This window comes from Aquimarina latercula DSM 2041 (genome assembly GCF_000430645.1).
Classification (GTDB): domain Bacteria; phylum Bacteroidota; class Bacteroidia; order Flavobacteriales; family Flavobacteriaceae; genus Aquimarina; species Aquimarina latercula.
On the sequence record NZ_AUMK01000011.1, the window covers coordinates 43,472 to 69,800 of the forward strand.

Sequence of the window (26,329 nt, forward strand, 5' to 3'; positions counted from 1 at the left end):
AGCTTATCTTTTAATTAAACCACTCATTTAGAGTGGTTTTTTTGTTCTAAATAAAAAAATATTTGGAAATACAAATTTTTATTCTACATTTGTAGAGTTAATTCTAATAATGTAGAGTAATGCAGTTATCTAAAGCCGAAGAACAATTAATGAAGTACCTCTGGAAACTAGAAAAAGCTTTCATGAAAGATTTACTAGATGCTTTCCCAGAACCAAAACCGGCAACTACCACAGTCGCTACTTTATTAAAAAGAATGACCGACAAAGGATTTATAGATTATACTTTATACGGAAAATCTAGAGAGTATTATCCACTGGTAAAAAAGACAGATTATTTTTCGAAGCATGTAAACGGTTTGATAAAGAATTTTTTTAACGATTCTGCATCCCAGTTTGCATCTTTTTTTACTTCTGAGACGAATTTATCAACCTCAGAACTAGAAGAACTTAAAAAGATTGTAGATAAAGAACTTTTAAAGAAACAAAAATGATAGCATATATAATTAAATCATCACTTTGTTTAATACTCTTATGGGGATTCTATAAGTTGTTTTTAGAAAAAGAAAATATTCATTTTGTAAAGAGGTTTTATCTTCTTTTTAGTTTGGTGTTTGCTTTTAGTGTTCCGTTTGTTACCCTTACCTATGAAGTAGAAGTTGTTCCACAACCAGAAATAATTTTGGACACGGCAGTTCCGATGGTGATGAATGTATCTGAGGTAAATGAAGTAAAAGAACCGATCAATTATATATCAATTATAGTATGGAGTTTATACGGAATTGGGGTATTGATTTTCGGGATTAGATTCATTAAAAATCTTATCGATATTGGAAAAAAAGTAAGAAGAAATGAACGTTTAAAAGAGACATCACATGTAAACGTTTTAGTGGGCAACTCGATTGTTCCTCATACTTTTCTAGACTTTATTTTTGTTCCCAAAAAGGAATTTCAGGAAAAGGCTATTCCTAAAGAAATCCTTGTTCATGAGAAAACGCATGTGCTTCAGAAGCATACCTTAGATATACTGTTTGTAGAATTATTACAAGTAATTTTTTGGTTTAATCCGGTATTTATTTTCATTAAAAAATCAATTAGATTAAATCATGAATTCTTAGCCGATCAGAATGTATTGAAACAACAATTTTCCATACAGAGTTATGTTGACTTACTTCTTAATTACAAAAACAGCTCTAATCAAGCTGGATTATCGAGTCCTATTAATTATTCATTAACAAAAAAACGATTACAGATGATGACTAAAAATTTTTCCCGTAAGAAGACAATCTTAAAGATGCTAGCCGTGTTACCGTTGCTGGCAATTGGTCTACTATCATTTAATAATGATATTGTAGCCAAGGAAATTATCAAAGAAGTGCCAGAGCGGTTAATTGAAGATGATTTTGAATTAACAATTGATGCCAGTAACAATCTTTATCATGAAGAAAAGAAAATTAACATTGATGAAGTAAGAAACTTAGCAAAAGAATATGTAAAGCTTAATGCTACAAAAAAAACTACGAATGCTAGTATAACTTTTCATCAAGAAGCTAATAAGGATTTATTTATACTTCCATTATTAAATGAGCTTAAAGATCTTGGTATGGATGATATTAAGTTTAAAAATGAAAATTTTGTTGAGGAACCTCAATCTTTCGAGCCATCAACGACTACAGATACCTCTGAAAAAAGAACTATGACCATTTCTAAAAATTGGGAAAAGAAAGACGTTCAGGACGGAGTTACTAAGGAAATGGTAAAAGAATATGATGTGTGGGCAAAAAATATAAATGCTAAAATCAAAGGTAACAAACCGATTAACATCAAGCAGAGTGAGATTTATCGTATGATAGATATTTATAGGAAAATGACTGCTGAGCAGCGAAAAGGAGTGGAACAGTTTCCAGATATTCCACCGCCACCTCCAGTTCCAGAATCACCAAAAGTAATGAAGGGAGAAAAAAGCAATATTCCGCCACCACCACCTCCGCCAGCTCCAGAAGTAAAGAAAGGGGAGAAGAGTGATATACCTCCACCACCTCCGCCAGCTCCAGAAGTAAAGAAAGGGGAGAAGAGTGATATACCTCCACCACCTCCTCCTGCTCCTAAGGGGAAAGAATATGACAATAACAAATCCAAAAAATCGGTTTTAAAGGCAGAAGTACAAAGAGAATTGGCTAGAGAGCGAGCGGAACTTGCAAGAGAAAAAGCGGAAATTAGAAGAGAAGAAGCAATGGTAAGAGTAGAGGAGTCTAGAATGGGACAAGAAATAGCAATGCTTAGTCAAGAAGAAGCTAGACAAGCAGCAGAAAATGCTCGCGAGAATGCTATGATAAGTAGAGAAGCTGCTGAGAAAGCAAGAGCTATGGCTAGAGAAGCTGCAGAAGAATCAAGAGAGCGATCAGAAAAATCAATGCGAAAGGCTGAAGTACAAGCTCGAAAAGCTGAGAAGGAAATACGGATGGAAGAAATGAAAGCACGAAAAAATGCTCAAAAAGCAGAACTGGAAGCGCGAAAAGTAATTCGTAAAGCAGAAATGAATGCTCGCAAAGCAGAAATGGAAGCAGAAAAAAAAATGCGTAGGGCAGAAATGAACGCTATGAGAGCAGAGCAGAGAGCAGCGAGGATGGCAGAGAACAATACGCCTGATAAACTTATAGAAAGAATGGCGAAAAATGATGCTGATTTCTATTATAACGGGAAACAAATTTCTGCTAAAGAAGCTCTTAAACTAGTAGAGGGTTCTAATAACAAGATTTCAATTGATGCATCTACAAAAAATGGTAAATCAAAAGTTAAACTTAAAGATTGATCATAAACTTTAGTTATTAGAAATCATAATAAATTAATTAAAACCTCACCTTGGTGAGGTTTTTGTGCAACATTTGGTTAGAAATCAGCGTTATAAGTCTATTGTCAATCAAAATACACCCTTAGATTATGTTAAAAAGATTTTTTATTATGTGCTCCGGTGCAGATGCTAATATATTGGCGGATAGCTCTAATGGAGAACAAAACAAATACGCAGGTATTGGTGCAACGGTATTTTTTACAGCGCTGATGGCATTTTTAGCGGCCAGTTATGCATTATATACAGTATTTGATAATTATTTCACTGCTGTTTTCTTTGGATTGGTATGGGGTTTATTAATTTTTAATCTTGATCGATTTATAGTATCTACTATTAAGAAAAAAGATAGTTTTCTAGATGAATTTCTACAGGCATCTCCTAGAATTATTTTAGCGGTGATTATTGCGGTAGTGATTTCAAAACCTTTAGAATTAAAGATTTTTGAAAAGGAAATTGATCAAGTTCTGTTAGAGCAAAAGAATGATTTAACCTTAGCAAATCAAGAACAAATAGCGACACAGTACACTCCGATATTAGAAGGTTTAGATACTGAAATTGCAGAACTGAAACAAGATATTATTGACAAGGAAACAAAGGTAAATAGCTTGTACGAAACTTATATTGCAGAAGCAGAAGGTCGAAAAGGAACAGAGCTAGTTGGCAAAGGCCCTGTTTACAAAGAAAAAAGAGAAAAACACGATGCGCAATTAGCGGAATTGGTAACACTTAAGAAAACGAATACAGATAAAATTGCAAATTTAGAATTGCAAAAAACGGAGTTAGCATTGGAGTATGAAAAGCAAGTACAAGACTCTCAACCAATAATTGATAATTTTGATGGATTAATGGCTCGAGTAAATGCACTTAATGAATTGCCTTGGCTACCTTCATTTTTTATATTTTTATTGTTTTTAGCTATCGAAACTTCTCCAATTTTTGCAAAGTTACTTTCTCCTAGAGGCGAATATGATTTTAAAATTGAAGATGTAGAAGGCGAAGTAAAAACCTGGACAGCGCAAAAAGCAGATCAGCGTAAAATTTTATTAGCAACGGATCATACAGTTAATGATAGAGTCTATGGCGATATTGCCGAAGAGGACGAATTGTATCAATATAAAAAGAAAATTGCAAGAGAGTTGATGCAGAAACAACAAGATGCCTTCTATAAAAAGCAAACTGATATATTATAAAATAGTATAAATCAAAGACCTGAGGGGTAGGTTATACCTTTCAGGTCGAATACTTGATTTTTAAAACCGTCGATCTGGATGAAATACGTTTAGATTTAACGATGGTTTTTTATCCGAAATAATTTCAGAAACTAGTTTTCCTGTTGCTGGGCCCATACTCCAACCCATCATTGCATGTCCGGTGGCAATGGTTAGATTTCTACATTTGTTGGATTTGCCAATATAAGCCATGCCATCTGGAGATACAGGTCGTAAACCACTGGCAGCGTCGTTCTTTTCGTTATCAGTAAGAACAATATCAGGATAGTATGTATGAGCAGCTTTGGCAATAGCCTCAACCCTTACTTTGTTAATATTATGATTAATTCCAGCAATTTCCATAGTTCCTGCGAATCGAGTAAATCCTTTCATTGGAGTAATAGCAACTTTAGCCTCTGCTAAGATTGTCGGCATAGTAATACCTAAATTTCTATTAGAATTGATCCGATATCCTTTACCAGCTTCTAACAATAATTTAATTCCAAGTTTTTTACTTAGTATTTTCGACCAAGAACCGGCTGCTAATACAAATTCATCAGCAGAATATGCCGTAGTTGTGCTTTTAATGGCAGTAATTTTTCCATTTTCTATTATTAGGTCAGAAATTTTTTCATTTTTCGAAAAGATCACACCTTGTTTTAAAAGGTATTCTTTTATTTCTTCCATAAATAGATGAGGTGTTGTATGTCCATCACATTCATACAAAATAGCACCTTTAGCCTTGAATTGTACATTAGGTTCAATTTGCTTTAATTCGGAAAATGAGAGGTTTTTAACGGGTAATCCTTCTTTTTGCGCAAGTTCTCCTACACGGATCTCTTCTTCTAGCATAGAATCTGTCTGACAAAGCATTAATAACCCTTTTCGTTCTAAATGGAATTTAAACTGTTCTTGTTCTCTTATTTCAGAATAAAGATCTCTGCTTAGTAGATTTATATCTTTAATGGCAGAAATGCTACGAGCTACATTTTTTGAAGAACAAGATTTATTAAAAGCCCAAGACCATTTTAAAAATTCTTTATTAAGTCGAGGTTTTATGTATAAAGGACTGGCTGGATTAAACATCCACTTAATTCCTTTCTTCATTACTCCAGGAGCTGCCAAAGGTATGATATGGCTAGGAGTTAGATATCCAGCATTTACATAAGAAGCTCCAAAATCCATAGATGACTGATCTATCACTGTTACTTTATGACCTTCCTTATGCAGATAATATGCAGAACAAAGACCGATTATTCCTCCTCCTATAACAATTACTTCCTTCATTTTTGAATCATAAATTTAAATTACTTGAAAACCGTGAGCATATGGGTCATCTTGATCATCGATAATGATGGTGTTGTATCCATAAATTTTTGCCCATCCTTGTATACTAGGAATAATAGCTTTTTGATTAGCAAGCTCAGTTTCTTCTTCTATTCTTCCAATAAATTTAGAACCGATATAACTTTCGTGTATAAAATCATCTCCCTTTTTTAGTTTTCCTTTTGCATATAATTGGGCCATTCTTGCTGAGGTTCCTGTGCCACAAGGAGAGCGATCTATGGCCTTGTCACCATAAAAAACAGCATTTCTCCCTGAAGAGTTAGGGTCTAAAGGATCTCCCGTCCAAAGAATATGACTTACATTTCTAATGGTTTCGTTCTCTGGATGAACAAAATAGTTTGGGTATTTTTTATTAATTCGACCACGCAAAACCTGTGAATATTGAATCAACTTAGAAGCTGTAAAATTATGTATTCCACCAAAGTTTTTCTGAGGGTCTACAATTGCATAGTAATTACCTCCGTAAGCCACATCAAAAATAATTTCTCCAAGTTCTGGACAATCTATAGTTAAATCCTGATTAGCAAGATAGGATTTTACATTTTTCAGGCGAACCCATTCTACTTTTTTTCCAGACTGCTTATAGGTAATCTCAACTAAACCTGCAGGGGCTTCCATTCGTATTTTTCCTGGGGTTCTGGGTTGTATTAACCCTTCTTCGATAGCAATGGTAATAGTACCAATGGTTCCATGACCGCACATAGGTAAACAACCAGATGTTTCAATAAATAATATTGCAAAATCATTTGAAGAATCGCTGGGTTTAAATAAAAAACTACCGCTCATCATATCGTGCCCACGGGGTTCAAACATTAACCCTGTTCTTATCCAATCATATTCTTTTAGGAAATGTTGGCGTTTTTCGCTCATTGAATTTCCTTTAAGATTTGGATGTCCTGTAGTAACTACCCTAACTGGATTTCCGCAGGTATGAGCATCTATACATTTATAAACAGTTTTAGACATGATTAAATCTGATCATGAGTTTGTTTTCCATCTACTAATCGAGAAATATGTAAAGGGTTCTCGTTTTTAAGTTCATTTGGCAGTAAGTTATTTGGCCAGCTTTGATAACTAAATGGTCGCACCCAACGTTTAATAGAATGAATACCAACTGCTGTAAATCTACTATCCGTGGAAGCTGGATATGGACCACCATGGAGCATAGAAGGACACACTTCTACACCTGTAGGCACGCCATTAAAAATTATTCTTCCCACACGATTTTGTAATGCGTTTATTATGGGAGAATACATTTCAATTTCATCATCCTCACCAAGGATAGTTCCTGTAAGTTGCCCTTCTAGATTAGTAATTACAGTTTCTAATTCTTTTATATCCTCACATTGTACAACCATAGAAAATGGACCAAATACTTCTTGATGTAATGTAGTGTTTTCTAAAAATGTTTTTCCTTCTACGGTAGTTATAGTTTGTTTTGCGTGATTAACGGCTACGTCACTTTCGTAATTAGCAGTTATAATTAGGCCTTTTTGTTGTATCGCATTAGTTTTGTTTTTTTCATAGTTACCAATGATATTTGGATGTAGCATACAAGATGGTTCAATTTTTATAATTTCATCAGATAAAGTATTTATAAAATTATCAAGTGATTCACCTTTTATTCCTAGGAGTAAACCTGGGTTTGTACAAAACTGTCCAGTTCCTAGTGTAATTGATTGTGCATAGGTTTTCGCAAGGTCTGCTCCTTTAGAAGTTGTTGCTTTTGGTAAAAGAATAACAGGGTTTACACTTCCCATTTCTGCAAATACAGGTATTGGTTCTGACCGTTGTGATGCTAAGTCAAAAAGAGCTCTTCCTCCTTTTATACTTCCAGTAAATCCTACAGCTTTTACTTTTGGATGCTTAACCAGTTTAGTACCAACCTCGATTCCAGAGCTATTAAGATTAGAGAATACTCCATTAGGCATACCTGTTTTTTTAGCGGCGTTTATAATAGCCGAAGCTACTAGTTCTCCAGTTCCCGCATGCATAGGGTGCGATTTTACAATGACCGGACATCCAGCTGCTAATGCAGCAGCAGTATCTCCACCAGCTGTAGAATAAGCTAAAGGAAAATTACTAGCTCCAAAAACAACTACTGGCCCCAGAGGAACTAGCATTTTACGAATATCTTGTTTGGGGATCGGTTTGCGTTCTAGATTTGCTGTATCAATTGTAGCTTCTACCCAAGAACCATTAGCAACTAACTCCGCAAACATTCTTAACTGACCGATTGTTCTGCCGCGTTCTCCTTTTGCTCTTCCTTCTGGCAGTCCAGTTTCGGACATATATGTGTTAATAAGTGTTTGGTCTAGTTTCAAGATTTCGTCTGCGATAGTATTAAGAAACTCCGATTTTTTTAGACCAGACACTTTTTTAAATGATTCAAACGCATCTGCAGCTAGAGATATTGATTTTTCTATTTCCTCTGAAGAAGCTTCATGAAAAATAGTTTCATTTTCTAGATTTAGTTTAGGATTAAAAGTTTTATATGTTTTGGTACTTTCTGCTGAAAGTTGATTACCAATGTAGTTTTTACCGCTTATCATTAATGACAAATTAGTGAGTTAGTGTTATAATAATTTAATCTATAATAGGAGGATTTTATTCTCCTAGAATTGTTTGTGTTCTGTTAAGAAACCAAAGATTTGTAATTTGGTAGTACTGGTCTTGTTTTTAATCCATTTTCAATGACCTGTAAAACATTTTGACGTTCTTCTCCAATTAATGGAAGTCTTGGAGCTCTTACGTTTTCTGTTCCAATTCCGGTAGCAACCTCTGCTAGCTTAATGTTTTGTACTAATTTAGGATTTATATCTAACTCTAGCAATGGTAAAAACCAACGATAAATTTCTACTGCTTCTTTAATTCGTCCTGCTTTTTGTAGTTCGTAGATCGCTACTGTTTCTTTTGGAAATGCACAAACTAATCCAGCAACCCATCCATCTGCGCCCATTAGTAAGCTTTCTAGAGCCAGAGTATCTACACCACTTAGGATTTTTAATCGATCTCCAAATCTATTTTTTATACGTGTAACATTAGAAATATCTCTGGTGGATTCTTTTACTGCTTGTATGTTGTCAAATTTGATAAGTTCTTCGAACATATCTAACGTAACTTCAATTTTATAATCTACAGGATTATTATAGATCATAATGGGTAAATCAGTGTTTTTAGCTACTTCTTTAAAATAAACAACTGTTTCTCTATCTCCAGCTTTATATCGCATCGGAGGGAGCATCATAAGACCATTAGCGCCATCTTCTTCTGCTTTTTGAGCAGCTTCAATAGCACCTTTTGTGCTTTGTTCTGCAATATTGATAATAACAGGGACTTTGTCTTTAACAATTTCTACAGTAGTTTTTACGAGAGTACTTTTTTCCATATTGTTTAATGTACTTGCTTCTCCCAATGTTCCGCCCAAAATAATTCCATGAACACCAGCATTTAATTGTGCTTCGATATTAGTAGTAAACATTGATAAATCCAAAGTGTCTTCGTCTGTAAACTTTGTAGTAACTGCTGGCATAACGCCTTTCCAATCTATAGTCATTGCTTATAATTTTGGTTCAAATATATTGTCAATTTCATCAAGTGTATATTTCGAAATTATCTCATTATGATACTATATTATCGCATATTGTAATAATTTGCTTAATTATGATTAATATTGATGTAGATACTGCTATAAATGAAAGTCTTACCCTTTAAAATACCCAAATCTTCCACGGATACTTTAATTGTTCAAGAAGATAAGGAAATTGTCTTATATGATAAATTTCATCAGCACGAAGAAATACAAATTTCTATTATTATTTCTGGAGAAGGTAACTTAATTGTTGGTGATACCATTACTGATTACAAACCAAATGATATTTTGGTTTTTGGGAGTAATGTTCCGCATGTATTACAAAGTTCAGAATCTGTTGAGAAATCTTATATGATTTCTCTCTTTTTTACTAAAGAATCCTTTGGTAAAATGTTTTTTGGCTTGCCAGAGTTTGAGGGTTTAAATCACTTTTTTAAAAGCTCTGTATATGGGATTAAAGTGCTTTCACAAAAACAAAAGCTAAAAAAACAGTTTCTCAAAATTTTAGGAAAAGAAGATAGACTAGATCGTTTTATGGTTTTTCTGAAAATATTAAAACTTTTAAAAACGGTTAAAGTAGAAACAATATCTTCATTTATTTCTAAAAGAGCATATACAGATAATGAAGGAAAAAGAATGGCTACTGTTTTTCAAGTTGTAATGAATGAGTTTAACAGAGATTTTTCATTAAAAGAAGTGGCAAGCCTTGCTAATATGACACCAAATGCTTTTTGCCGATATTTTAAACAACGCACAAATAAAACATTTTTTCAATTTTTGATAGAGGTTCGAATTGAAAATGTCTGTAGACTTTTATCCAAAGGAACTGAAATTACGATATCGGAAGCATCGTATAATAGTGGTTTTAAGAATCTATCTAATTTTAATAGAAAGTTTAAAGAAATAAAGGGAGTTACTCCGTCTACATACAAAAAGAGATTACACGATTCCCATTTTGTTTAGTAAAAAAGAAGCATTCATATTTTGACAAACACCATCTTTGAATTTATAATCAAAATATAACTCATCATTTATGATTTGCGCATCAAAAAATCTGTTTTTCACCTTATCTAATTCTGTCGCGATTTCGCATAGACTTAAATCGTGTGTTGCTATTATTCCGGTAGCTTGAGCATTGACTAGTTTTTCTACAAATTTTCGAGATCCAGCTGCTTTATCTTTACTATTTGTTCCTTTCAGAATTTCATCTAAAATAATAAAGTACTCATCGTCTTGTAGTGCATCCACAATTTTTTTAAGTTGTGTTAACTCAGAAAAGAAATAAGAAGCATCATCACTTAGAGAATCCGAGGTTCTCATACTAGTGATTAACTTAATAGGTCGATATACACAGGATTGAGCACAAACAGGTAATCCAATATTAGACATTACAATTTGTAACGCTACAGTTCTAAGAAATGTACTCTTACCTGCCATATTAGCTCCGGTTATGATAAAAAATTCCTCTTTGTTGATTATAATATCATTATCAACCCGTTTTGCTGTTTTTAGCATTGGGTGTCCAAGTTCTTTAGCGTTAATGATGGTACCTTCTTTAATTAATTCTGGATATGTATAACTAGGATTGTTAAAAGCAAAATTCCCTAATGAGTTATAGGCGTCAAAAAAGGCAATAACCTCAAACCATTGATCTACTTTGTGATGATGCGTGGCAATCCATTTTTCTATACGATAGCATTGCATAATATCCCAGAGAAGAAGACCATTAGCAAAAACACCAAACATCATATTGTTTCTTTGGTCTAAAGCATTAAGAATACTTGCAAATTGTTTTAGTATGAGTGATGCCTTTTCTTTTTCGTTAATTACGTTCTGCTGTCTTTCCTGAAGCAAGGTTGAATCAAAACTGCTACTTTCAATTTTATCTACTAGTTTATAATATTGTTCGAAAGTATCTTTTACTTTATTTGCTTCATTGTATAAGCTATTGATTTTTTTTAGTTGAGATCCTGTTATTCCTAAACCAATAAAAAACCAAATTAAGAACATTTGGAAAGTAATAATTTCCAAGAATAATAATACCAGTAACACTACAGAAATAGATGAAATAATAGTAGGAAGAACCTTCATTATTTTAGGAACAAATGGGACATAGTTTTGTAACCACTGTCGAATTGTAGATACTGAAGCAGAAACATCAACAAGTGAGGCAATAGCACTAAATTCCTGTCGCCAAGTTGCTAGATTCCCCAAGTTTTTTATAGCTTCTTGTTTGTCATTGATGTTATTTATGTTATTACTTCTTAATAAATGTGCTAATTTGTTCTTTCCTGCTGCAGTGGCTGTTCTATTTGTATATTGAAAGAAAGATCTATCTCCAAATAAATCAATATCATGGCTATATTTATGAGAAGGGTCTATGAATTCTTTTCCTTTAGATAATTTACTGTAATCTCCACCAAAAACATCAATTTCTAATGTGTTAAGATCGATTAACTTCTGTAGTTTATTTTTTGTGTAAGATAAATTGGTATGGCGATTAACCATTACAATAAAAAGAGCAATTCCTATTACGATACTTCCAACAATAATCTGCGTATTTGGGTACCCAAAATAGATACCGGCTATGATACCTAAGAAGACAAAAAGTCTAATTGTACTAGAAAGAGTTAGTTGTTTTTTTACCTTTTTTAGAGATAGGCTATAAGTGTTTATTTGTGTGTTATAGAATTGTTGAGGATTATTCATTGTATGTTATAGAAATAGAGATATTGATAAAAAAATGAGTGTTTTTTATCGTACTCTATTTTAGTTTTAATATTAAAGATTTTCTAATTCTTGCTTTACTTTTTTTGTTAAACCACTTACTACTAACGCATAAGAGTGATCTATTAATTCGCATAACATATTAGTAGCTAAACTGCCAGAAAAGTTAACAGTATTCCAATGTTTTTTACTCATATGGTATCCCGGTTCGATTTCTGAGTGATATTCTCTTAGTTCAATAGCTTTATCAGGATCACATTTTAGATTTACACTAAAAGGATGTCTTTCTAATCCAGTTAGCGCAAACATTTTTCCCATTACCTTAAAAACTAAAGTAGTTTTATCAAATGGAAACTCTTCGGTTACTCCCTTCTTTGACAAACAATAATCTCTAAACCCTTCTATATTCATCGTGTAATATTGTTATCTATCATTTTACCCATAACCAGATCTGGATTGGGTAATGAATCAAACCCAAATTGCTTATATAATCCGTGAGCATCTGCTGTAGCTAGCATCCAGCGATGAACTTTTTGTAAGTCAGGATATTCCATAATTGTTTTGATTAGTATTTTCGAATACCCATTTCCTCTATGTTTTTCGATTATAAAAACATCCATTAGATATCCAAATACGGTATAATCAGTGAGCACTCTTGCAAAACCAATTTGCTCGTCGTTTATATAAACGCCAAAATTAAGACAATGTTCTATACTAGTTATTACTTCTTGTTTTGTTCTTCCTTTTGCCCAATAAGTATTGGTAAGAAATTGATGAATAAAATCAATGTCTAATTTTGATTTTTCTGTAGAGATAATAAGCTCCATCTTTTTTAGTTTAGGAGTTTTTGATCAGCATCATTATTGAGTTCTAAGGCAGAGTAGTCTAATGTCCATCCTATAGATTCTGCAACAGTTTCCATAAGTGAGATAACGGTAAGTAGTTCTTTTCCTGCAGATTCTATTAATCCACTTTCTGGGATTTTATCAATAATAAACTGTTTAGCTTCTTGATTTATATCTGTTAGGTCATTAGATGTCATAGGATTTAACCAACCTTCTTTTTTGTCATAATACTTAAAATCAGTTTCTATCGTAAGAAGTTTTGGTTTAGGGAACTGTGTTAGTATGATCTGTTTGTTTTTAGTATCACTCTCCATTTTTATTTTAGAAAGGTCAAAACCCACATGTGCTTTTGCATCAATTAGAATTAAAGCTTTTTTCTTTCCTCTAATGGTTTTAAAGAATTTTTCTTTTACACTTTCGTAGTGATAGATTTCTGCAAAATCACCTTCTACAGTAACAAGCTTACAAACACTTCTGATTTTTTCCATTAAGATAGTAGATTGTGTTTGTATGCCGGCTCTTTTTTTTACGATATTAAATCTGGCAAAAATAAAATATGCCAAAACAGAACCTATTAACAATCCAATAAATAATAATTCCATACTAATTCTTTTTACCTATCTCACCAAGGTGTGTAAATTTAAAACCTTTTTCATATTTAAGACCATATCCTAGAATTCTGTCGAAACAAGCATGCGAAAATAAAATAATTCCACAGAGTTGTACAAATTCGTTTGAATAGTATATTCCAACGAGGTAAATCAAAATAGCGAGGCCCTTGTGATGAAATAGATTATATGAAAAGGCGCCTATTTTATTATTAATCGCATATCCTAGCATTCCAATATCTGGAATCAAAAATAAAGCCAAGAATAACCACCAAGAAAAGGATAATAGGCTAAATAGATAAATTCCTAGCCCAAGCATAGCTAGCTCTTCTAACTGTAAAGTCGATTTCATGAGGATTCTAATATTTTATACAAAATTGGTTTACTAGGAGAAGCATCGTTTTCAAAAGAGGCAATCTGAAGGTTTAACATATAATCTCCATCTTTAATAACATTTTTCACAAATACCATTTCGGTAATGGTAGCATCAAATATTGTTCCTTTTGGATAGTTCCAAAAAGCTTTATGAGCTAATAATTTGCCATCATCTTTTTCTTTATCCACAGACGGTACATCGATTAAAAGGTGTTTTATTCCTAGTTCTCGGATATATATTGCTGCATCTTCTGATAAATAGGGCCAATTAGTATGAGAATGTTGTTTGCTAATTTTTTCATCCGAATTAGGAAGCGTTCTGATAACTAGAGCTTCCGTATTATAATGAATTAATTCTTGCAGCAGACTTTTCGTAATCACAGAATCTTCACCTTTTTTTTCTGGATTTATACTAATAAGTTCTGCGGTAAAAAAGAATTGTTTTAAGGTGTCATTGATACTATAGAACTCTGTTGTTATATGGCCAACACATTCGGTGTGCGTTCCGTGTCCGTGTGGGTTAAAATGGATATTATTAAAATTTGTAGAAGCACCTTCAGAAACTTTACCAATCCAATCTCCATCAGTAACGGGCTCAATTTTTGGAGCGGTTATATACCAGGCGTTTACATTATCAGAGGTTCCTCTTAATGTAATTGAAATATCTAGAGGTTTAGATAGATCTATTTTGTAAAAGCGTTTTTTATCTTGTATAGTAGTAATCATGAGGTTGTACTTATGCTAGTTTTTATATTTAAGAAACTAGTTACCCTAAATTTAACAAGAAAAGATCACTTGCAATCCCATCACTTAAAAACTTTCCTTTTTTAGTAACAATTAATATATCCTCATCAAGAAACAAGAGATGTTCATCTAGATGTTTTTGAGCCTGTTTTAGTAGATATTCTTTATATGTAAGTCCAAAATCGTCTTCAACTTTTTTTAGCGAAACTCCCCAAATAGTTCTTAATCCTGTCATTACGTATTCATTGTATTTGTCAGTAGTGGTAAGTTCTTCAATTTCTTTTGGGAGTTTGTTTTCCTGTAGCGATTTGATATATTTTATATTGTTTTTAATATTCCAGCTACGTTCTTTGCCATTATATGAATGTGCAGAAGGACCAATTCCTAGATAATGTTTGCCTTGCCAATATGCAGTATTGTTTTTACTAAAATATCCAGGTTTTCCAAAATTAGAAAATTCATAATATTCAAAACCTTCTTTTTCCATGGTATCTACTAAAATATCGAAATGTTGTTGTGCTAGTTCATCTTTTACTGGAGCAATGACTCCTTTTTCGATAAATGAAGATAGTGCTGTATTTGGTTCTACAGTTAATGCATAGCTTGATATGTGAGGAATATTAGTATCTAAGGCTATTTTTAAGTTTTCTTGCCATCGCTCTGAAGACATTCCTGGAATACCATAAATCAGATCAATTGAGATATTATCGAAATATTTACTTGCTATCGATAAACAAGTCTTAGCTTCATTGTCATTATGAGCTCGGTTCATAAGTTTTAAATCTTCATCAAAAAATGATTGAATACCAATACTAAGACGATTGACCTCTGTAGAAGCTAATGATTTTATGTATGTTTCGGTAAGGTCATCAGGATTTGCTTCTATGGTAATTTCTACATCATCAGAAACAAGGTAATTCTCGTAAATTGTATCAATAATAAATTTTAATGCTGAAACAGATAATATACTTGGAGTTCCACCTCCAAAATATATTGTTTCTATAACTTCGTGATCATCAATTTCTGATCTTCGTAATTTAATTTCATTACATAACGCAAAAACCATTTGATCTCTCTTTTTACCAGAGGTAGAGAAATGGAAATCACAATAGTGACATGCTTGTTTGCAAAATGGAATATGTATGTAAATACCGCTGATGACTTTAAGTTTTTAGAGTTATAATTGAGTGAGTTAAATCGGATATTATTTTTTTTTGAATTATTATTATTTCTTCACTCGTTTTTCGTTTTGTTTTACAAATGCTGCCCAACCAGTATAGCTTTTACCTACAATATCGGCTCGGCCCATATTATAAAAATGACAAACAGCGGCTGCTAATCCATCTGTAGAATCTAGGTTTTTAGGAAGCGTTTTGATCTTTAAAAGACTTTGAAGCATTTTGGCGACTTGTTCTTTACTAGCATTACCATTACCTGTAATTGCCATTTTTATTTTTTTTGGAGAGTATTCTGTGATAGGCACTTCTCTACTTAATCCAGCCGCCATAGCAACTCCTTGTGCACGACCTAATTTAAGCATAGATTGTACGTTTTTACCAAAGAATGGAGCTTCAATAGCTATTTCATCTGGGTGATATGTTTCTATGAGTTCTATTGTACGTTCAAAGATAAGTTTTAACTTCACGTAGTGATCATCGTATTTGCTAAGTTGTAACTCATTAAGCTGTAAGAAAGACATCTTTTTTTTAACAACTTTAATCAAACCAAATCCCATGATGGTAGTTCCAGGATCAATACCCAATATTATTTTTTCACTTTCCAATAGCTTTCAATTTATACAAAACTAAGGAATGTAAGTTTAATTAATACTAATTACTAATGGAAGTTTATATCTTGTATTTACAGGAGTACTTCTTGTATGGGCAGGTTCTACATTGGGAAGGTTATCAATACTTTCTTCTAAGATATCTTTGAAATCTGGAATCTGAGAAGTTATAATATCTGGAACTAAAAAATCTTCAAGAACAATATCTCCATCTTTAGTAATTAGTAAAGGAACCCAGATAGTATCGTTAATAGGTTCTTTTACTGTAATCGTTTGATCTTGGAGATAGTTTCCTATTTGTTCATTTATAGTGTTATGGAAACAACGTTCTATTTCTTCTTCAGAAACATGTTTGCAGGCCTCAAATAAAGGAGGTTCATCAACCTGATTTTTGTCAATTTCATTCCATTTTTCCTTCAAAACTTGTTTTTGATTCTCTTTTTTGAGAACTAAATTGTCGCAAGAAAAAAGTGTGAAAACTAAAATAGATATATAATAAACCCTCTTAATCATTCATTAATTTTAATAACTGTAAAATACTTGGAGAGTATTTCTGTGGGCATAAAATTAAAGTTTTTTTTTAGAAGGTCAATATCAATGTGATAAGAATACTCTTTTTACTTTTGTAAATAAATTTATTTTTTTTCAATATTTTTTTTAGTTTTCTCGATTTCTTGTTCGAGTTGTCTAATCCTTTTATTGACAGTTTGTTTAAGAAAGTTTATGAATGTATTGTCTTCGTTACTTGCTTCTAGTTTTTTTAAACAATCAGTATAATACTTTAGCTTTACTTTAGGATCCTTATAATAGGCATCGGCAAAAGTTGCCAGTTGGTATTGTGCATTGTGATAATTTGGATTTTCTTTAATTGCCAATTTCATATGTTTAATGGCATTTTCCCATTCTTCTCTATGCCTATAGGTCATGGCAATATTATATAGATCTTCATCTATAGGAACATCTTTAAGTTCTAATGCCATTTTAAAGCTAGTTAGTGCTTCATCATACTTTTTGATAGAAGTATAGGCTTGAGCTAATCGAGTATACCTTAAAGGGACTTGATTATTAAATGTTAAGGCCTGTAGATATTGTTCAATAGCTTTTTTGTATTCATAATCCTTATGATAACATAAGGCTAGGGAAGCGTGAACAAATTCATTATTATGATTTAATTCGATAAGTTTTTCGAAATATGGTATAGCTTCTGAGTAGTATTTTCTTAAAAGATAGTTTTGTGCAATTACATTAATTAACTCTGGGTTTTCTTGATAAGATGCTAGTCCTTTATTGGCAATATCTTCTACTTTGATGTATTTTCGTTTTTTAAGATAATGTTTTGCAACTTCAAAACAACTTTTCTGATGCGTACTATCTAGTCTAAAGGCTTCTTCAAAATATGTTATTGCAGTAGTATCTTTCAATTTTTTCTTGGCGAGTCCTAAACGATATTGGAAATTTGGATTATCATTATGTTTAGCAACCAAGTCTGAGTATACACTATCTGCTTTTTTAAATTGATTAGTAGACATCAGTAATTTAGCATATTCTAATTTTGCCGAAAGTAATTCTGTGTTCATTAGAATTACTTTTTCATAATAATTTAAGGCATCCTTATAAGTACCTTTTGCTTTATGAGCTTTAGCTATTTTTAGAAGTATATAGTCATCCTTCGGAACGATTGTTTTATAGCTTTTTATTGCTTCAGAAAAGTTGCCAATTGTATAAAGACTATCTGCAATTTTTAGTTGAGAGTCTTGAGCCTCAACTTTTATAAAAGTCAAGGCTATTAAAATGTAAAAAAAATATTTTATACTTTTATGAATTACTACTATCATCTTTATTAATTTCCTGAAGTATAGTTTCTAGATCTTTCATGTTCATATCATTTTTCTTTACAAAAAATGACACCATATTTCTAAAAGATCCATTGAAGTAATTGTTCATTAATTTATTTAATGATTGGTTACTATACTCCTCCTTTTTTACCAACGGAAAGTAGACATATCCTTTCCCTTCTTTACGATGAGAAACAAACTCTTTGTTTTCTAGAATTCTAATTATTGTAGAGATTGTATTATATGCTGGTTTAGGCTCTGACATCTGTTCGATAATAGCAGCGACATTTCCTTCATTAAGTTGCCATAAAAGCTGCATTACTTCTTCTTCTGCTTTGGTGAGTTGTTTCATTTGTTTGACTCTATGTATTTATTTTTTACGTTTAGTTTATTATTGGATTTTTAATATATATAAATCTCCTGTGTATTGTCCATTCATATCAGAAGTTAACATTGTTTTGGCTTCATCTAAAGTGTCATATCTTTCTAGATATACGTATATGTATGAATCTTTTGGGTTTCTGAAGTGCTTAGGTTTAAGTCCTTGTTTTTTTAATTTTGCGATGCCTTTTTCAAAATAACTTTGGCGTTTAAAAATATTCACTACCATATAGTATCCATTTTTGATAGTATGATTTTCATAGTCTGATAATGTTTCCGTTAGAACTTTTTCTTCTGTAATTATATTCTGTTTTTTAGTTTTTTTTTCAGCTTCTTGGTCGGAGGTGCCGTGTACCTGAAAAACAATTGGCAATGAATATAAAACATTTACTTTTTCTCCATTCGACTCTCCTGGGATCATTTTAGGTAGAGAACTAATTACTCTGTTAGCTTCTTCTTCTAATTCGATAGCTGGTCCACGAGATTGAACTTCTGTGATATTTCCTAAAGTATCTATTTTAAATCTTACAAAGATTCGATTTACTCCAGTTAAACCGATTGACTCTGCAATGTCTACATTGAAATTCCTATTGACGAATTGTTTGATTTCATCAGAGACACATTTTTTTACTTCTTCATTATTTGTTAAATCCTTGCAATTCTGTGTCTTTGGTACTTTTTCTACTGCTGCATAAGGGATATTTTGTTCTCTTAAAATTAAGATATGTCTTACATCTACTCCGTCTTTTTTTATTTTATCTACAGTTAGTAAATGCCATCCAAAAGAGGTTCTAAAAGGTTCAGAAATTTCACCTTCTTTTAAGGTAAAAGCAATAGCTTTAAATTTTTCATGAAAAGGAGTGTCTTTTTGTACAAAATATAATCCTCCATTACCTTTGGATCCAGGGTCTTCTGAATATAGTACAGCTCTACTGGCAAAGCTTTTACCATTTTGAATAATATCATTTTTAATTTCTAAAAGTCTATCAACAATCTTTTGATCTACTTTTGATAATGAATCTCTAGTAATTGTTTTTATTGGTTGTTGGATTTCTTCTTCTTCTTCTTCTTCTATTGTTTGTTCAGTTTCTATAATATCTGAAACCTCTTTTTCATTATTAGAAATATTAGTTTCAGCAGGAATTTCAGTTTCTATCTCAGTATCGACCTTTTCATGAGATAGTGAATTAGTCAATTCTTTAATCTCATCTGTTATTTTTTCAGATGAAATATTTGCAATAGCAACAGCTTTTTGAGAAAAAGCGGTAAATGTAAGCATAACTACTAATAACGGTACAATAGCTAAGTATTTTAATTTAGCATTGGATTTTGATTTCGTTTTTTGAAGCATGATGATTCTTTTTTTAAGTAATTTATGATTGAAGAAATTATTAGTAAACTTTACATTTTTAGTCTGGAAATTAGAGTTAAGTAATTGTTCATAATATGCTCTCTTTCCTAATTGTCTAATAGCGGATGCATCAGAGATATATTCGTGTAAAGTGATGATTCTAGAGTGATATATGTAAATCAAAGGATTAAACCAGAAAAGGATTTTGATTATTTCGAACCAAATGAGATCTAATGTGTGCTTTTGTTTTAAATGCACGATCTCATGAATTAGAATTTTGTTTTTTTCTGTTTCCGATAATTCATTTCCAATGTATATAGTGTTCCAAAAAGTAAAGGCATCTTTACTATCAGGTAATATTCTAACAGGGAATTTACTGATCATCCCTTTAGAAGATTTTTGTTTTAAAGAACGAATGATTAGTATTTTTCTAATAAACAAGAACACAGCTACAGAAACTCCGATTGTATAAAGAACTAACCACCAATTTATCTGCAAAGATGCAGAAGAAACGGTATTTGCTATTTCCACTGTATTGTCAGAAATTCTTTCGCCAATAAAAACAGTTGGTAAGTTAACTACATAGTTATCTGGGATTGTTTCTTGGATACTTTTTACCTTAATGAAGGGTAGTGTTAAAGAAAGTACAGAAGTAACTAAAAGATATACTCTATTTACAGTAAAAAAAGTATCTTTTTTATGAAACAAGTCGTACGCTAATAAAAATATTAACTGAAATAATATGGTTTGGATGCAATATTGAAGCATATCTTTTAATATTAATTGTTTTATAATTTTTTCTATCAATGTTTATGTTCATCCAACATATCTAAAGTCATAGCATATGATGGTACATTAAGACCTTGTGGGGATATAACTGTATTGAAATCAAGGATATCTTGGCCTTCTTCTTCTATTTTTTTGTTGGTAAACGAAAGTACGCATTTTTCGTTCTTTTCTTCTTTTTTATAACCTTCTCCATATACAATTTTAAGATTATAAGTGCCTTCTGGAATGTTTCTAACAAAGTATTCTGTGTTCTTAGGCAGATGAACAGTTCTTGTACTTTTCAGTGTTTTTAAATTAATAATCTCAATGATTACTTCGGTATTTTTTCCATTGGTTAATTTTAGATAATTATCTAATTTATAATCATATCTGGATTCATCATAATTTGCACAATAAGGCTCAGCTTCTTTTTTGGATATATCATTTGTTTTGACCCCATTGTTGTAAGCTGCTGCTGCTTTTTCAGAAATTTCGCCTTTTTTTTCCTCCTGATTAACATTTCCTTTGTTATCGGTATTGTTACTTTTAGAATCTTTAGGTAAGAAATCTAATGCTAAAGAATAAGAAGGTACATTTTTCCCTTTTTCATTTATGATAATATTATAATCGAGAACGTCTTCTCCAGTTTCGGAAATAAACTCTGTTGCAAAACTCCCCGAACAATAACCATCTTTTTCCTCTTCTTTATACTGATTTCCATAGACAGCATCAATTCGATATGTACCTTGAGGTATGTTTCTAACAAAATGAGTCTGAGACTTGTAAACTATAGCTGTTCTAATAATTTCATTTGTAGTTAAAGAGACAATTTTGGCAATTATATCAGCATTTTTTCCATTTGTAATTTTTAAGTAATTATCTAACGTATAATCATACTTAGAACCTTTGTTAAGACATGAAGGCTGATTACTAGTTGCTATTTTTTTATTAATATCAGTGCTCTCTCCTTCTACCATAGTAGCGTCTTCTGATTTAGATGTACCATCATCTTTACAAGAAGTGTAGGTAAGGATTCCCGTAATGACTGGTATTAATAGTAGGTATTTAAATTTGGCAATAGATTTTGATTGGGACTTTTGTAGCATAAGTATTCGTTTTTTGATTAATGATTGATTGAAAAATTGATTGATAAAAGTTATTTTTTCTGTTTGAAAAGCAGAATTAAGTAACTGTTCTATATAATTTCTTTGATTTACTTTATGTATAGTAACGGAGTCAGCGATATATTCGTGAAGTAGTGTGATCCGAGCTTGATAAATATAAATTATTGGGTTCCACCATAATAATACTTTTAATATTTCTATACCGATTTGATCGATGGTATGTTTATGATTTACATGAACTAGTTCGTGAGAAATAATGTTTTTCTTTTCTTCTTCTGTTAAAGAATCTCCTAAAAAAATGGTATTCCAAAATGAAAATGCGTGAGAGCTATTAGGGAGTATTATTATTCTTTTGTCAAAAGCTTTAGAAATATTAGAAACATTCCTTAGTATATGAAGTTTATGGAATTTTAATATAAGAACTACTATGCTGATCATTATTCCTATTAAGTATACTATTAATGACCAATTAACAGACTCAGAGGAAATATTATAAATATCATTGGTTTCGTTTCCATTTAGTAGGGTGCGTTCAGTAGAGGCTATAATTGTTCTTTCAATAGTAGAAACATAAGCTCCTGTGGAGCTAGAATTAAGAAAATCAATCTCTATAAACGGAAGTGCTAACGATAAAAATGGTACTATCAATAGATATAGACGATTCCAATTAAAGAAAGTATCTTTTTTATGTAATATGTCATATATCAGAAGAAATATTAGCTGAAATATTAGGATTTGGAGGAGGTAATAAAACATATTTTCTTTTTTAGTAAAACAGTTAAGGTATTAGTCAATCCAGAGTCTGAATATTCATATTTTAAAAGAATATATCAGACTCAAGTTGACAACCCCAATGTTGTTTTTTTAGATAACTATATCTGTTCAACTAATAGTTTAGTTGAATAGCAAATATATGTATTTTTTTGTTTTAACTAAATTTTTAGTTAAAAAAAATGTGGAAATTTCACTACGGATTGTTATTCTTGGGTTTTATAGATGATTTCTATGGATATTTGATTTTATCCAATTGCGGTTTCAAAAACTAAATAATGCAATGTAAGGTATACTGCATTCTATTTATAGGTTGGTAATGGTGTTTTTTACTTCAAATTGTATTAGAATGGTATAGAATGCTTTAGAATCGACTACTGACGTTGATAGATCCGATGCCGGAATTATATCTGGAAAAGACATCAATGTTCTGATAGCTTCTTTTTCTAGTTCTGGAGAAAACCCTTTAACTTGGATATTGTTCATTTGACCATCATTTGAGATATTAAACCTTGTGTAAATCCGATTGAGCCCAGGTTGTGCATAAGAAGAGACAGCTATAACGTCATAATTATTTTTAGCATATTGTTCTATATCTTTGCATACACAATGTTTTCTTACACGTTCAATAATCTTGTTTTTACATTTAATTGTTGTAGGATTATTTTGAGAATAAGCAAAAAATCCCATAAGTAAGGTCATTGTGGTAATAAGAATACACTTTTTCATTTCAGGGGGTAGAATAAGTTGATAAAAGTATTTTGTTTTCCTACAAATTTAGATCTTGTAAAGGGTTCAAATGTTAATACAACTTTAAGGATTCGATTAAAAAAGTAATATTACAGTAACAATATACTTTTTTAGTAGTCTAATAAATTACTATGGATATAGCGTTAGTCATAATAGGGTTTATTTTATGTTTGGTAGGTATTATTGGTAGTTTTCTACCTGTGTTACCGGGACCTTTTACTTCTTGGATAGGTCTTTTGACATTGCATTTTACTAATGTTGTTCCTCAAAACTGGACTTTTCTAGGTGTTACACTAGCGATAGCGCTAGTAGTATGGATCCTTGATTATATAGTCCCCGCTTGGGGTACAAAACATTTTGGCGGTACCAAGTATGGTATGATAGGGAGTTCTGTAGGGCTTATCATAGGGTTGTTGTTTCTGGGGCCATTGGGGATTGTTATAGGGCCTTTTGCTGGAGCGTTTATTGGTGAACTTATAAAAGACAGTAATGATTCTGCTAAGGCTTTAAAAGCAGCTTTTGGTTCTTTTCTTGGTTTTCTTGCCGGTACTTTCGTAAAATTTATAGTATCCGTAGCTTTTGTGATTTTATATATCAATAAAGTTTGGGAGCATTGGGGGGAATTGTTTTAGTAATAAACAATAAAAAAGAGCGTCTCCACGCTCTTTTTCTTCACACAAATCATCTTAATTTAGGGGCTTATTCTAAAATTAAAACTCACTTTTATAAAAACTTTCATCTTGGGGGTAATGAAAGTACTAACTCATTTTCACCTTGTAAAGATAGTATAAAAAAGCTTATCACCAAATTATTTATGCATTTTATCTGTAAAAAAGTGTGTTTTAACATATTTAAATCTTTTTTATTTAATTTTAGTAAGATTAAGACTACAATTGTTAAATTTAACATTGATATAATTATACAAATATGTTTTTCTCTAGGAATATAGTAGTAGGGGGTTCTAAGTTTTAAAAGAGATTTTTAGAATTCTGTGGTTTTTGATTTTGTGAGTTTAAGAATCTTACATATAGTATTAAATTAAAAAAAGCCTCTCCGTTTTCAGGAAAAGCTTCTCATTGGTTTACTAAACCACCCACGCAAACGGCGTGGGACAACACAACTTCGTTAATTGCAAAAAAAAGCTTCAATGTTAGTTGAAGCTTTTGCAATTTGCGGTCTGGACGGGACTCGAACCCGCGACCCCCTGCGTGACAGGCAGGTATTCTAACCAACTGAACTACCAGACCATTGCCTTATTGCGGATGCAAATATACACCTCATTTTAAAACCCGCAAATGTTTTTTCATTTTTTTTTAGTTTATTTTTTACTGTTTTATGCAAATTTCTGTCTTTCAACAAGATATGTTGTGAGAATTTTGTCAAAATCTTTTGTTATATCTGCTTTTACATATTTTATTTTGTATTGAGAACATTTTAATTTAAGTTCATAAAAATAGGAAGCAACTGCTTTTTGATAATTTTCTTTAATATTATCGGCATATAAATTTACGTGCTCACCAGTTTCTAAATCTATAAATCGAGTGGGTCGATTATTAAAATCAAAGTTTAGTTCCTTAGTGCTATCGAAAGTATGGAATAATACTACTTCGTGTTTATTATATTTAAGATGTCTTAATGCTTCAAATAATTTTTCTGGACTTGAGGTAGCTTGAAACATATCCGTAAATAAAAAGATCAATGATCTGCGGTGAATTTTTTCTGCAATTTGATGCAAAAAGGTATAGGTGTCGGTATTTCTTGTATCTGGAGTCGAAGATACTATTTGACTTAATTTGCTCAAAAGCATTTGGTGATGCCTTTCACTACCTTTTTCTTGAGAATAATAGTCATAAGTGTTGCTGTAAATACTTAAACCAATAGCATCTCGTTGTTTTTTAAGAATGTTCATCAAGCAAGCAGTTGCCAACACCGAAAAACTAATTTTATTTAGTGAACCTAAATGATGTTCTTTAACCTCAGGATAATGCATAGAAGAAGAATTATCAATGATAATATGACACCTAAGATTGGTCTCTTCTTCATATCTTTTAGTAAATAATTTATCTGTTTTTGCATACAATTTCCAATCAATATGTTTCGTGCTTTCTCCATTATTGTATACTTTGTGTTCTGCAAATTCTGCAGAGAATCCATGAAAAGGACTTTTATGCATTCCAGAAATAAAACCTTCTACCACTTGTTTAGCTAAAAGTTCAAGATTCGTAAAGCCTCCAGTTTTGTTAATTTCATTTTGGATATTCATCCTTCGCTACGTATTAAGAGTATTCGTTTTAATAATTCAAACAATATAAGGATACTAAATTACTAATCCTGCCAGCCATAAGCGAAATTTTTCTTTTGGTTTTTTCTTTTCATTTGTTTGTAGTTGTTTTAAGGTTAACCAAAAATCGTGCTTGTTTTCTTTATATTTACAAATATAATCGAGGATTTTTTATCGGATACCTATACGGATATCACACCAGATGATAAGTTTTCGCCATTTAAAGTCAAAAAGATTAAAGATAAATGTGATGCGTCTGATACTATTATAGCTATATGTATGCAAAGAGATGCTAAAGAACGAGTTCCAGAATGGGAAGAAATAGCTGCAACTGCTATGGCTGTCCAGAATATGTGGCTTACATGCGCAGCTAATAACGTTGGATGCTATTGGAGTAGTCCCGTATCAATAAAATATGCAGACCAGTTTTTTGAACTTGAAGAAGGAGAAAGGTGCCTAGGTTTTCTTTATATAGGTAATTACGATAAAGAAGATGAGTTATCTTCTAAAAGAAATCCAGTCGAAGAGAAAGTAAAATGGTTCGATTAGTAAATAAAAAACCCTTCCAAATTGGAAGGGTTTTTACATATATATGACTATATATTATTGCTTTTTAAGTGCATCAGTAGCTTTATTAGCTCCGTCTTTTACTGCATCTTTTGCAGCATCAACTGCATCACCAGCAGCGTCTTTTGCAGCATCAACTGCATCACCAGCAGCATCTTTTGCAGCATCAACCGCACCGTCTACTGCTTCTCCAGCAGCAGCTTTTACTGAATCTACTACTTCTCCAGCAGCTTCTTTTGCTTCTTCAACTGCTTCTCCAGCAGCTTCTTTCGCTTCTTCAGCAGCTTCTTTTACTTCTTCAACAGCTTCATTAGCAGCATCTTCTGCTTTTGTTGTGTCTTTACAAGAAGTTACTGAAACAGCTAACGTTAGAGCAATTGCTCCTAAAAATAATCTTTTCATAATTGATAGATATAGTTAA

Annotated in this window: 26 protein-coding genes and 1 tRNA gene; 6 read left to right on the top strand and 21 right to left on the bottom strand. The window is 31.8% G+C overall.

Translation table 11 applies throughout. The features are described 5' to 3' along the window. Window positions 1–119: 119 nt before the first annotated feature. The 3 genes from H526_RS0110605 (at window position 120) to H526_RS0110615 (ending at window position 4,038) form a co-directional block, all read left to right on the top strand. A complete protein-coding gene (locus H526_RS0110605) occupies window positions 120–491 on the top strand; it encodes a BlaI/MecI/CopY family transcriptional regulator (RefSeq protein WP_027392984.1) in 372 nt (123 codons plus the stop codon). Beyond that, a complete protein-coding gene (locus H526_RS30790) occupies window positions 488–2,809 on the top strand; it encodes a M56 family metallopeptidase (RefSeq protein WP_027392985.1) in 2,322 nt (773 codons plus the stop codon). Before H526_RS0110605 ends, H526_RS30790 begins: the two co-directional genes overlap by 4 nt. A 128-nt stretch (window positions 2,810–2,937) precedes the next feature. Then, window positions 2,938–4,038, top strand: a complete 1,101-nt coding sequence (locus H526_RS0110615) for a DUF4407 domain-containing protein (protein WP_027392986.1) — start codon at window positions 2,938–2,940, stop codon at window positions 4,036–4,038. A 60-nt stretch (window positions 4,039–4,098) separates the two neighbouring features. Here H526_RS0110615 and H526_RS0110620 read toward each other — a convergent pair whose 3' ends face one another. From H526_RS0110620 to H526_RS0110635, 4 genes are all read right to left on the bottom strand, one after another. Then, the gene (locus H526_RS0110620) at window positions 4,099–5,343 is read right to left on the bottom strand and encodes an NAD(P)/FAD-dependent oxidoreductase (RefSeq protein WP_035085234.1); all 1,245 of its coding nucleotides are present in this window, start codon (window positions 5,341–5,343) and stop codon (window positions 4,099–4,101) included. 15 nt (window positions 5,344–5,358) lie between these two features. After that, the gene (locus H526_RS0110625; RefSeq protein WP_027392988.1) at window positions 5,359–6,369 is read right to left on the bottom strand and encodes a 4-hydroxyproline epimerase; all 1,011 of its coding nucleotides are present in this window, start codon (window positions 6,367–6,369) and stop codon (window positions 5,359–5,361) included. 2 nt (window positions 6,370–6,371) lie between these two features. Next, a complete protein-coding gene (locus H526_RS0110630) occupies window positions 6,372–7,955 on the bottom strand; it encodes an aldehyde dehydrogenase (NADP(+)) (RefSeq protein WP_027392989.1) in 1,584 nt (527 codons plus the stop codon). Between the two features lie 83 nt (window positions 7,956–8,038). Next, window positions 8,039–8,959 carry a dihydrodipicolinate synthase family protein gene (locus H526_RS0110635; RefSeq protein ID WP_027392990.1) on the bottom strand — a complete coding sequence of 307 codons (921 nt, stop codon included), beginning with the start codon at window positions 8,957–8,959 and terminating at the stop codon, window positions 8,039–8,041. Window positions 8,960–9,097: 138 nt separating this feature from the next. On the opposite strand from H526_RS0110635, the gene H526_RS0110640 reads away from it, so the two are divergent. Next, window positions 9,098–9,958: an AraC family transcriptional regulator gene (locus H526_RS0110640; RefSeq protein WP_027392991.1), complete on the top strand. Its 861-nt coding sequence runs from the start codon at window positions 9,098–9,100 to the stop codon at window positions 9,956–9,958. Here the strand turns inward: H526_RS0110640 and H526_RS0110645 are convergent. The 14 genes from H526_RS0110645 to H526_RS0110710 all read right to left on the bottom strand — a co-directional run bounded on the left by H526_RS0110645 (window position 9,935) and on the right by H526_RS0110710 (window position 23,039). Next, a complete protein-coding gene (locus tag H526_RS0110645) occupies window positions 9,935–11,704 on the bottom strand; it encodes a MutS-related protein (RefSeq protein ID WP_027392992.1) in 1,770 nt (589 codons plus the stop codon). The genes H526_RS0110640 and H526_RS0110645 overlap by 24 nt on opposite strands. Window positions 11,705–11,776: 72 nt before the next feature. Next, window positions 11,777–12,133 carry an MmcQ/YjbR family DNA-binding protein gene (locus tag H526_RS0110650; RefSeq protein WP_027392993.1) on the bottom strand — a complete coding sequence of 119 codons (357 nt, stop codon included), beginning with the start codon at window positions 12,131–12,133 and terminating at the stop codon, window positions 11,777–11,779. Next, on the bottom strand, window positions 12,130–12,549 hold the full coding sequence (locus H526_RS0110655; RefSeq protein ID WP_027392994.1) for a GNAT family N-acetyltransferase: 420 nt from the start codon (window positions 12,547–12,549) through the stop codon (window positions 12,130–12,132). The genes H526_RS0110650 and H526_RS0110655 overlap by 4 nt, the downstream gene beginning before the upstream one ends. 5 nt (window positions 12,550–12,554) lie before the next feature. Beyond that, entirely contained in the window at window positions 12,555–13,169 is a 615-nt protein-coding gene (locus tag H526_RS0110660; RefSeq protein WP_027392995.1) for a DUF4230 domain-containing protein, read from the bottom strand. A gap of 1 nt (window position 13,170) precedes the next feature. Then, window positions 13,171–13,527, bottom strand: coding sequence for a DUF4260 domain-containing protein (locus H526_RS0110665; protein ID WP_027392996.1), 357 nt, complete (start codon window positions 13,525–13,527; stop codon window positions 13,171–13,173). Continuing rightward, window positions 13,524–14,276 carry a cyclase family protein gene (locus H526_RS0110670; RefSeq protein ID WP_027392997.1) on the bottom strand — a complete coding sequence of 251 codons (753 nt, stop codon included), beginning with the start codon at window positions 14,274–14,276 and terminating at the stop codon, window positions 13,524–13,526. Before H526_RS0110670 ends, H526_RS0110665 begins: the two co-directional genes overlap by 4 nt. Before the next feature lie 40 nt (window positions 14,277–14,316). Further along, window positions 14,317–15,453 carry a radical SAM family heme chaperone HemW gene (hemW, locus tag H526_RS0110675; protein WP_027392998.1) on the bottom strand — a complete coding sequence of 379 codons (1,137 nt, stop codon included), beginning with the start codon at window positions 15,451–15,453 and terminating at the stop codon, window positions 14,317–14,319. Between the two features lie 66 nt (window positions 15,454–15,519). Beyond that, window positions 15,520–16,077, bottom strand: a complete 558-nt coding sequence (gene ruvC, locus H526_RS0110680) for a crossover junction endodeoxyribonuclease RuvC (RefSeq protein WP_027392999.1) — start codon at window positions 16,075–16,077, stop codon at window positions 15,520–15,522. A gap of 36 nt (window positions 16,078–16,113) precedes the next feature. Next, the gene (locus H526_RS0110685; protein WP_027393000.1) at window positions 16,114–16,593 is read right to left on the bottom strand and encodes a hypothetical protein; all 480 of its coding nucleotides are present in this window, start codon (window positions 16,591–16,593) and stop codon (window positions 16,114–16,116) included. A 122-nt stretch (window positions 16,594–16,715) separates the two neighbouring features. Next, window positions 16,716–17,915: a tetratricopeptide repeat protein gene (locus H526_RS0110690; protein WP_027393001.1), complete on the bottom strand. Its 1,200-nt coding sequence runs from the start codon at window positions 17,913–17,915 to the stop codon at window positions 16,716–16,718. Next, window positions 17,896–18,267 (bottom strand): BlaI/MecI/CopY family transcriptional regulator, encoded by a 372-nt coding sequence (locus H526_RS0110695; RefSeq protein WP_027393002.1) that lies wholly within the window; start codon window positions 18,265–18,267, stop codon window positions 17,896–17,898. Before H526_RS0110695 ends, H526_RS0110690 begins: the two co-directional genes overlap by 20 nt. Window positions 18,268–18,306: 39 nt before the next feature. Beyond that, the gene (locus tag H526_RS30795; RefSeq protein WP_155839664.1) at window positions 18,307–20,415 is read right to left on the bottom strand and encodes a peptidylprolyl isomerase; all 2,109 of its coding nucleotides are present in this window, start codon (window positions 20,413–20,415) and stop codon (window positions 18,307–18,309) included. A gap of 35 nt (window positions 20,416–20,450) precedes the next feature. Continuing rightward, a complete protein-coding gene (locus H526_RS30800) occupies window positions 20,451–22,295 on the bottom strand; it encodes a M56 family metallopeptidase (RefSeq protein WP_081415597.1) in 1,845 nt (614 codons plus the stop codon). A gap of 321 nt (window positions 22,296–22,616) precedes the next feature. After that, entirely contained in the window at window positions 22,617–23,039 is a 423-nt protein-coding gene (locus H526_RS0110710) for a hypothetical protein (RefSeq protein WP_027393003.1), read from the bottom strand. 152 nt (window positions 23,040–23,191) lie between these two features. Here H526_RS0110710 and H526_RS0110715 point away from each other — a divergent pair, with 152 nt between their 5' ends. After that, entirely contained in the window at window positions 23,192–23,692 is a 501-nt protein-coding gene (locus H526_RS0110715) for a DUF456 domain-containing protein (RefSeq protein WP_027393004.1), read from the top strand. A gap of 541 nt (window positions 23,693–24,233) precedes the next feature. Here the strand turns inward: H526_RS0110715 and H526_RS0110725 are convergent. Both H526_RS0110725 and H526_RS0110735 read right to left on the bottom strand, forming a co-directional pair. After that, window positions 24,234–24,307: transfer RNA gene (locus H526_RS0110725), tRNA-Asp, on the bottom strand. An 86-nt stretch (window positions 24,308–24,393) separates the two neighbouring features. After that, window positions 24,394–25,323 carry a DUF58 domain-containing protein gene (locus H526_RS0110735; RefSeq protein ID WP_027393006.1) on the bottom strand — a complete coding sequence of 310 codons (930 nt, stop codon included), beginning with the start codon at window positions 25,321–25,323 and terminating at the stop codon, window positions 24,394–24,396. Window positions 25,324–25,470: 147 nt separating this feature from the next. On the opposite strand from H526_RS0110735, the gene H526_RS28885 reads away from it, so the two are divergent. Further along, complete coding sequence (locus H526_RS28885) at window positions 25,471–25,890, top strand: nitroreductase family protein (RefSeq protein WP_051336101.1); 420 nt, start codon at window positions 25,471–25,473, stop codon at window positions 25,888–25,890. A 54-nt stretch (window positions 25,891–25,944) separates the two neighbouring features. Here H526_RS28885 and H526_RS28890 read toward each other — a convergent pair whose 3' ends face one another. Beyond that, the gene (locus H526_RS28890; protein WP_051336102.1) at window positions 25,945–26,310 is read right to left on the bottom strand and encodes a hypothetical protein; all 366 of its coding nucleotides are present in this window, start codon (window positions 26,308–26,310) and stop codon (window positions 25,945–25,947) included. Window positions 26,311–26,329 lie beyond the last annotated feature (19 nt).

What these genes read in the sequence shown, in the direction of transcription:
- H526_RS0110630 (WP_027392989.1), bottom strand. Translation starts at nt 7,955, where the DNA reads ATGATAAGCGGTAAAAACTACATTGGTAATCAACTTTCAGCAGAAAGT.
- H526_RS0110615 (WP_027392986.1), top strand. Translation starts at nt 2,938, where the DNA reads ATGTTAAAAAGATTTTTTATTATGTGCTCCGGTGCAGATGCTAATATA.
- H526_RS0110665 (WP_027392996.1), bottom strand. Translation starts at nt 13,527, where the DNA reads ATGAAATCGACTTTACAGTTAGAAGAGCTAGCTATGCTTGGGCTAGGA.
- H526_RS0110605 (WP_027392984.1), top strand. Translation starts at nt 120, where the DNA reads ATGCAGTTATCTAAAGCCGAAGAACAATTAATGAAGTACCTCTGGAAA.
- H526_RS0110640 (WP_027392991.1), top strand. Translation starts at nt 9,098, where the DNA reads ATGAAAGTCTTACCCTTTAAAATACCCAAATCTTCCACGGATACTTTA.
- H526_RS0110655 (WP_027392994.1), bottom strand. Translation starts at nt 12,549, where the DNA reads ATGGAGCTTATTATCTCTACAGAAAAATCAAAATTAGACATTGATTTT.
- H526_RS30790 (WP_027392985.1), top strand. Translation starts at nt 488, where the DNA reads ATGATAGCATATATAATTAAATCATCACTTTGTTTAATACTCTTATGG.
- H526_RS0110645 (WP_027392992.1), bottom strand. Translation starts at nt 11,704, where the DNA reads ATGAATAATCCTCAACAATTCTATAACACACAAATAAACACTTATAGC.
- H526_RS0110670 (WP_027392997.1), bottom strand. Translation starts at nt 14,276, where the DNA reads ATGATTACTACTATACAAGATAAAAAACGCTTTTACAAAATAGATCTA.
- H526_RS0110660 (WP_027392995.1), bottom strand. Translation starts at nt 13,169, where the DNA reads ATGGAATTATTATTTATTGGATTGTTAATAGGTTCTGTTTTGGCATAT.
- H526_RS0110710 (WP_027393003.1), bottom strand. Translation starts at nt 23,039, where the DNA reads ATGAAAAAGTGTATTCTTATTACCACAATGACCTTACTTATGGGATTT.
- H526_RS30800 (WP_081415597.1), bottom strand. Translation starts at nt 22,295, where the DNA reads ATGTTTTATTACCTCCTCCAAATCCTAATATTTCAGCTAATATTTCTT.
- H526_RS0110695 (WP_027393002.1), bottom strand. Translation starts at nt 18,267, where the DNA reads ATGAAACAACTCACCAAAGCAGAAGAAGAAGTAATGCAGCTTTTATGG.
- H526_RS28890 (WP_051336102.1), bottom strand. Translation starts at nt 26,310, where the DNA reads ATGAAAAGATTATTTTTAGGAGCAATTGCTCTAACGTTAGCTGTTTCA.
- H526_RS0110715 (WP_027393004.1), top strand. Translation starts at nt 23,192, where the DNA reads ATGGATATAGCGTTAGTCATAATAGGGTTTATTTTATGTTTGGTAGGT.
- H526_RS0110650 (WP_027392993.1), bottom strand. Translation starts at nt 12,133, where the DNA reads ATGAATATAGAAGGGTTTAGAGATTATTGTTTGTCAAAGAAGGGAGTA.
- H526_RS0110625 (WP_027392988.1), bottom strand. Translation starts at nt 6,369, where the DNA reads ATGTCTAAAACTGTTTATAAATGTATAGATGCTCATACCTGCGGAAAT.
- H526_RS0110620 (WP_035085234.1), bottom strand. Translation starts at nt 5,343, where the DNA reads ATGAAGGAAGTAATTGTTATAGGAGGAGGAATAATCGGTCTTTGTTCT.
- H526_RS0110685 (WP_027393000.1), bottom strand. Translation starts at nt 16,593, where the DNA reads ATGATTAAGAGGGTTTATTATATATCTATTTTAGTTTTCACACTTTTT.
- H526_RS30795 (WP_155839664.1), bottom strand. Translation starts at nt 20,415, where the DNA reads ATGCTTCAATATTGCATCCAAACCATATTATTTCAGTTAATATTTTTA.
- H526_RS0110735 (WP_027393006.1), bottom strand. Translation starts at nt 25,323, where the DNA reads ATGAATATCCAAAATGAAATTAACAAAACTGGAGGCTTTACGAATCTT.
- H526_RS0110690 (WP_027393001.1), bottom strand. Translation starts at nt 17,915, where the DNA reads ATGATAGTAGTAATTCATAAAAGTATAAAATATTTTTTTTACATTTTA.
- H526_RS0110635 (WP_027392990.1), bottom strand. Translation starts at nt 8,959, where the DNA reads ATGACTATAGATTGGAAAGGCGTTATGCCAGCAGTTACTACAAAGTTT.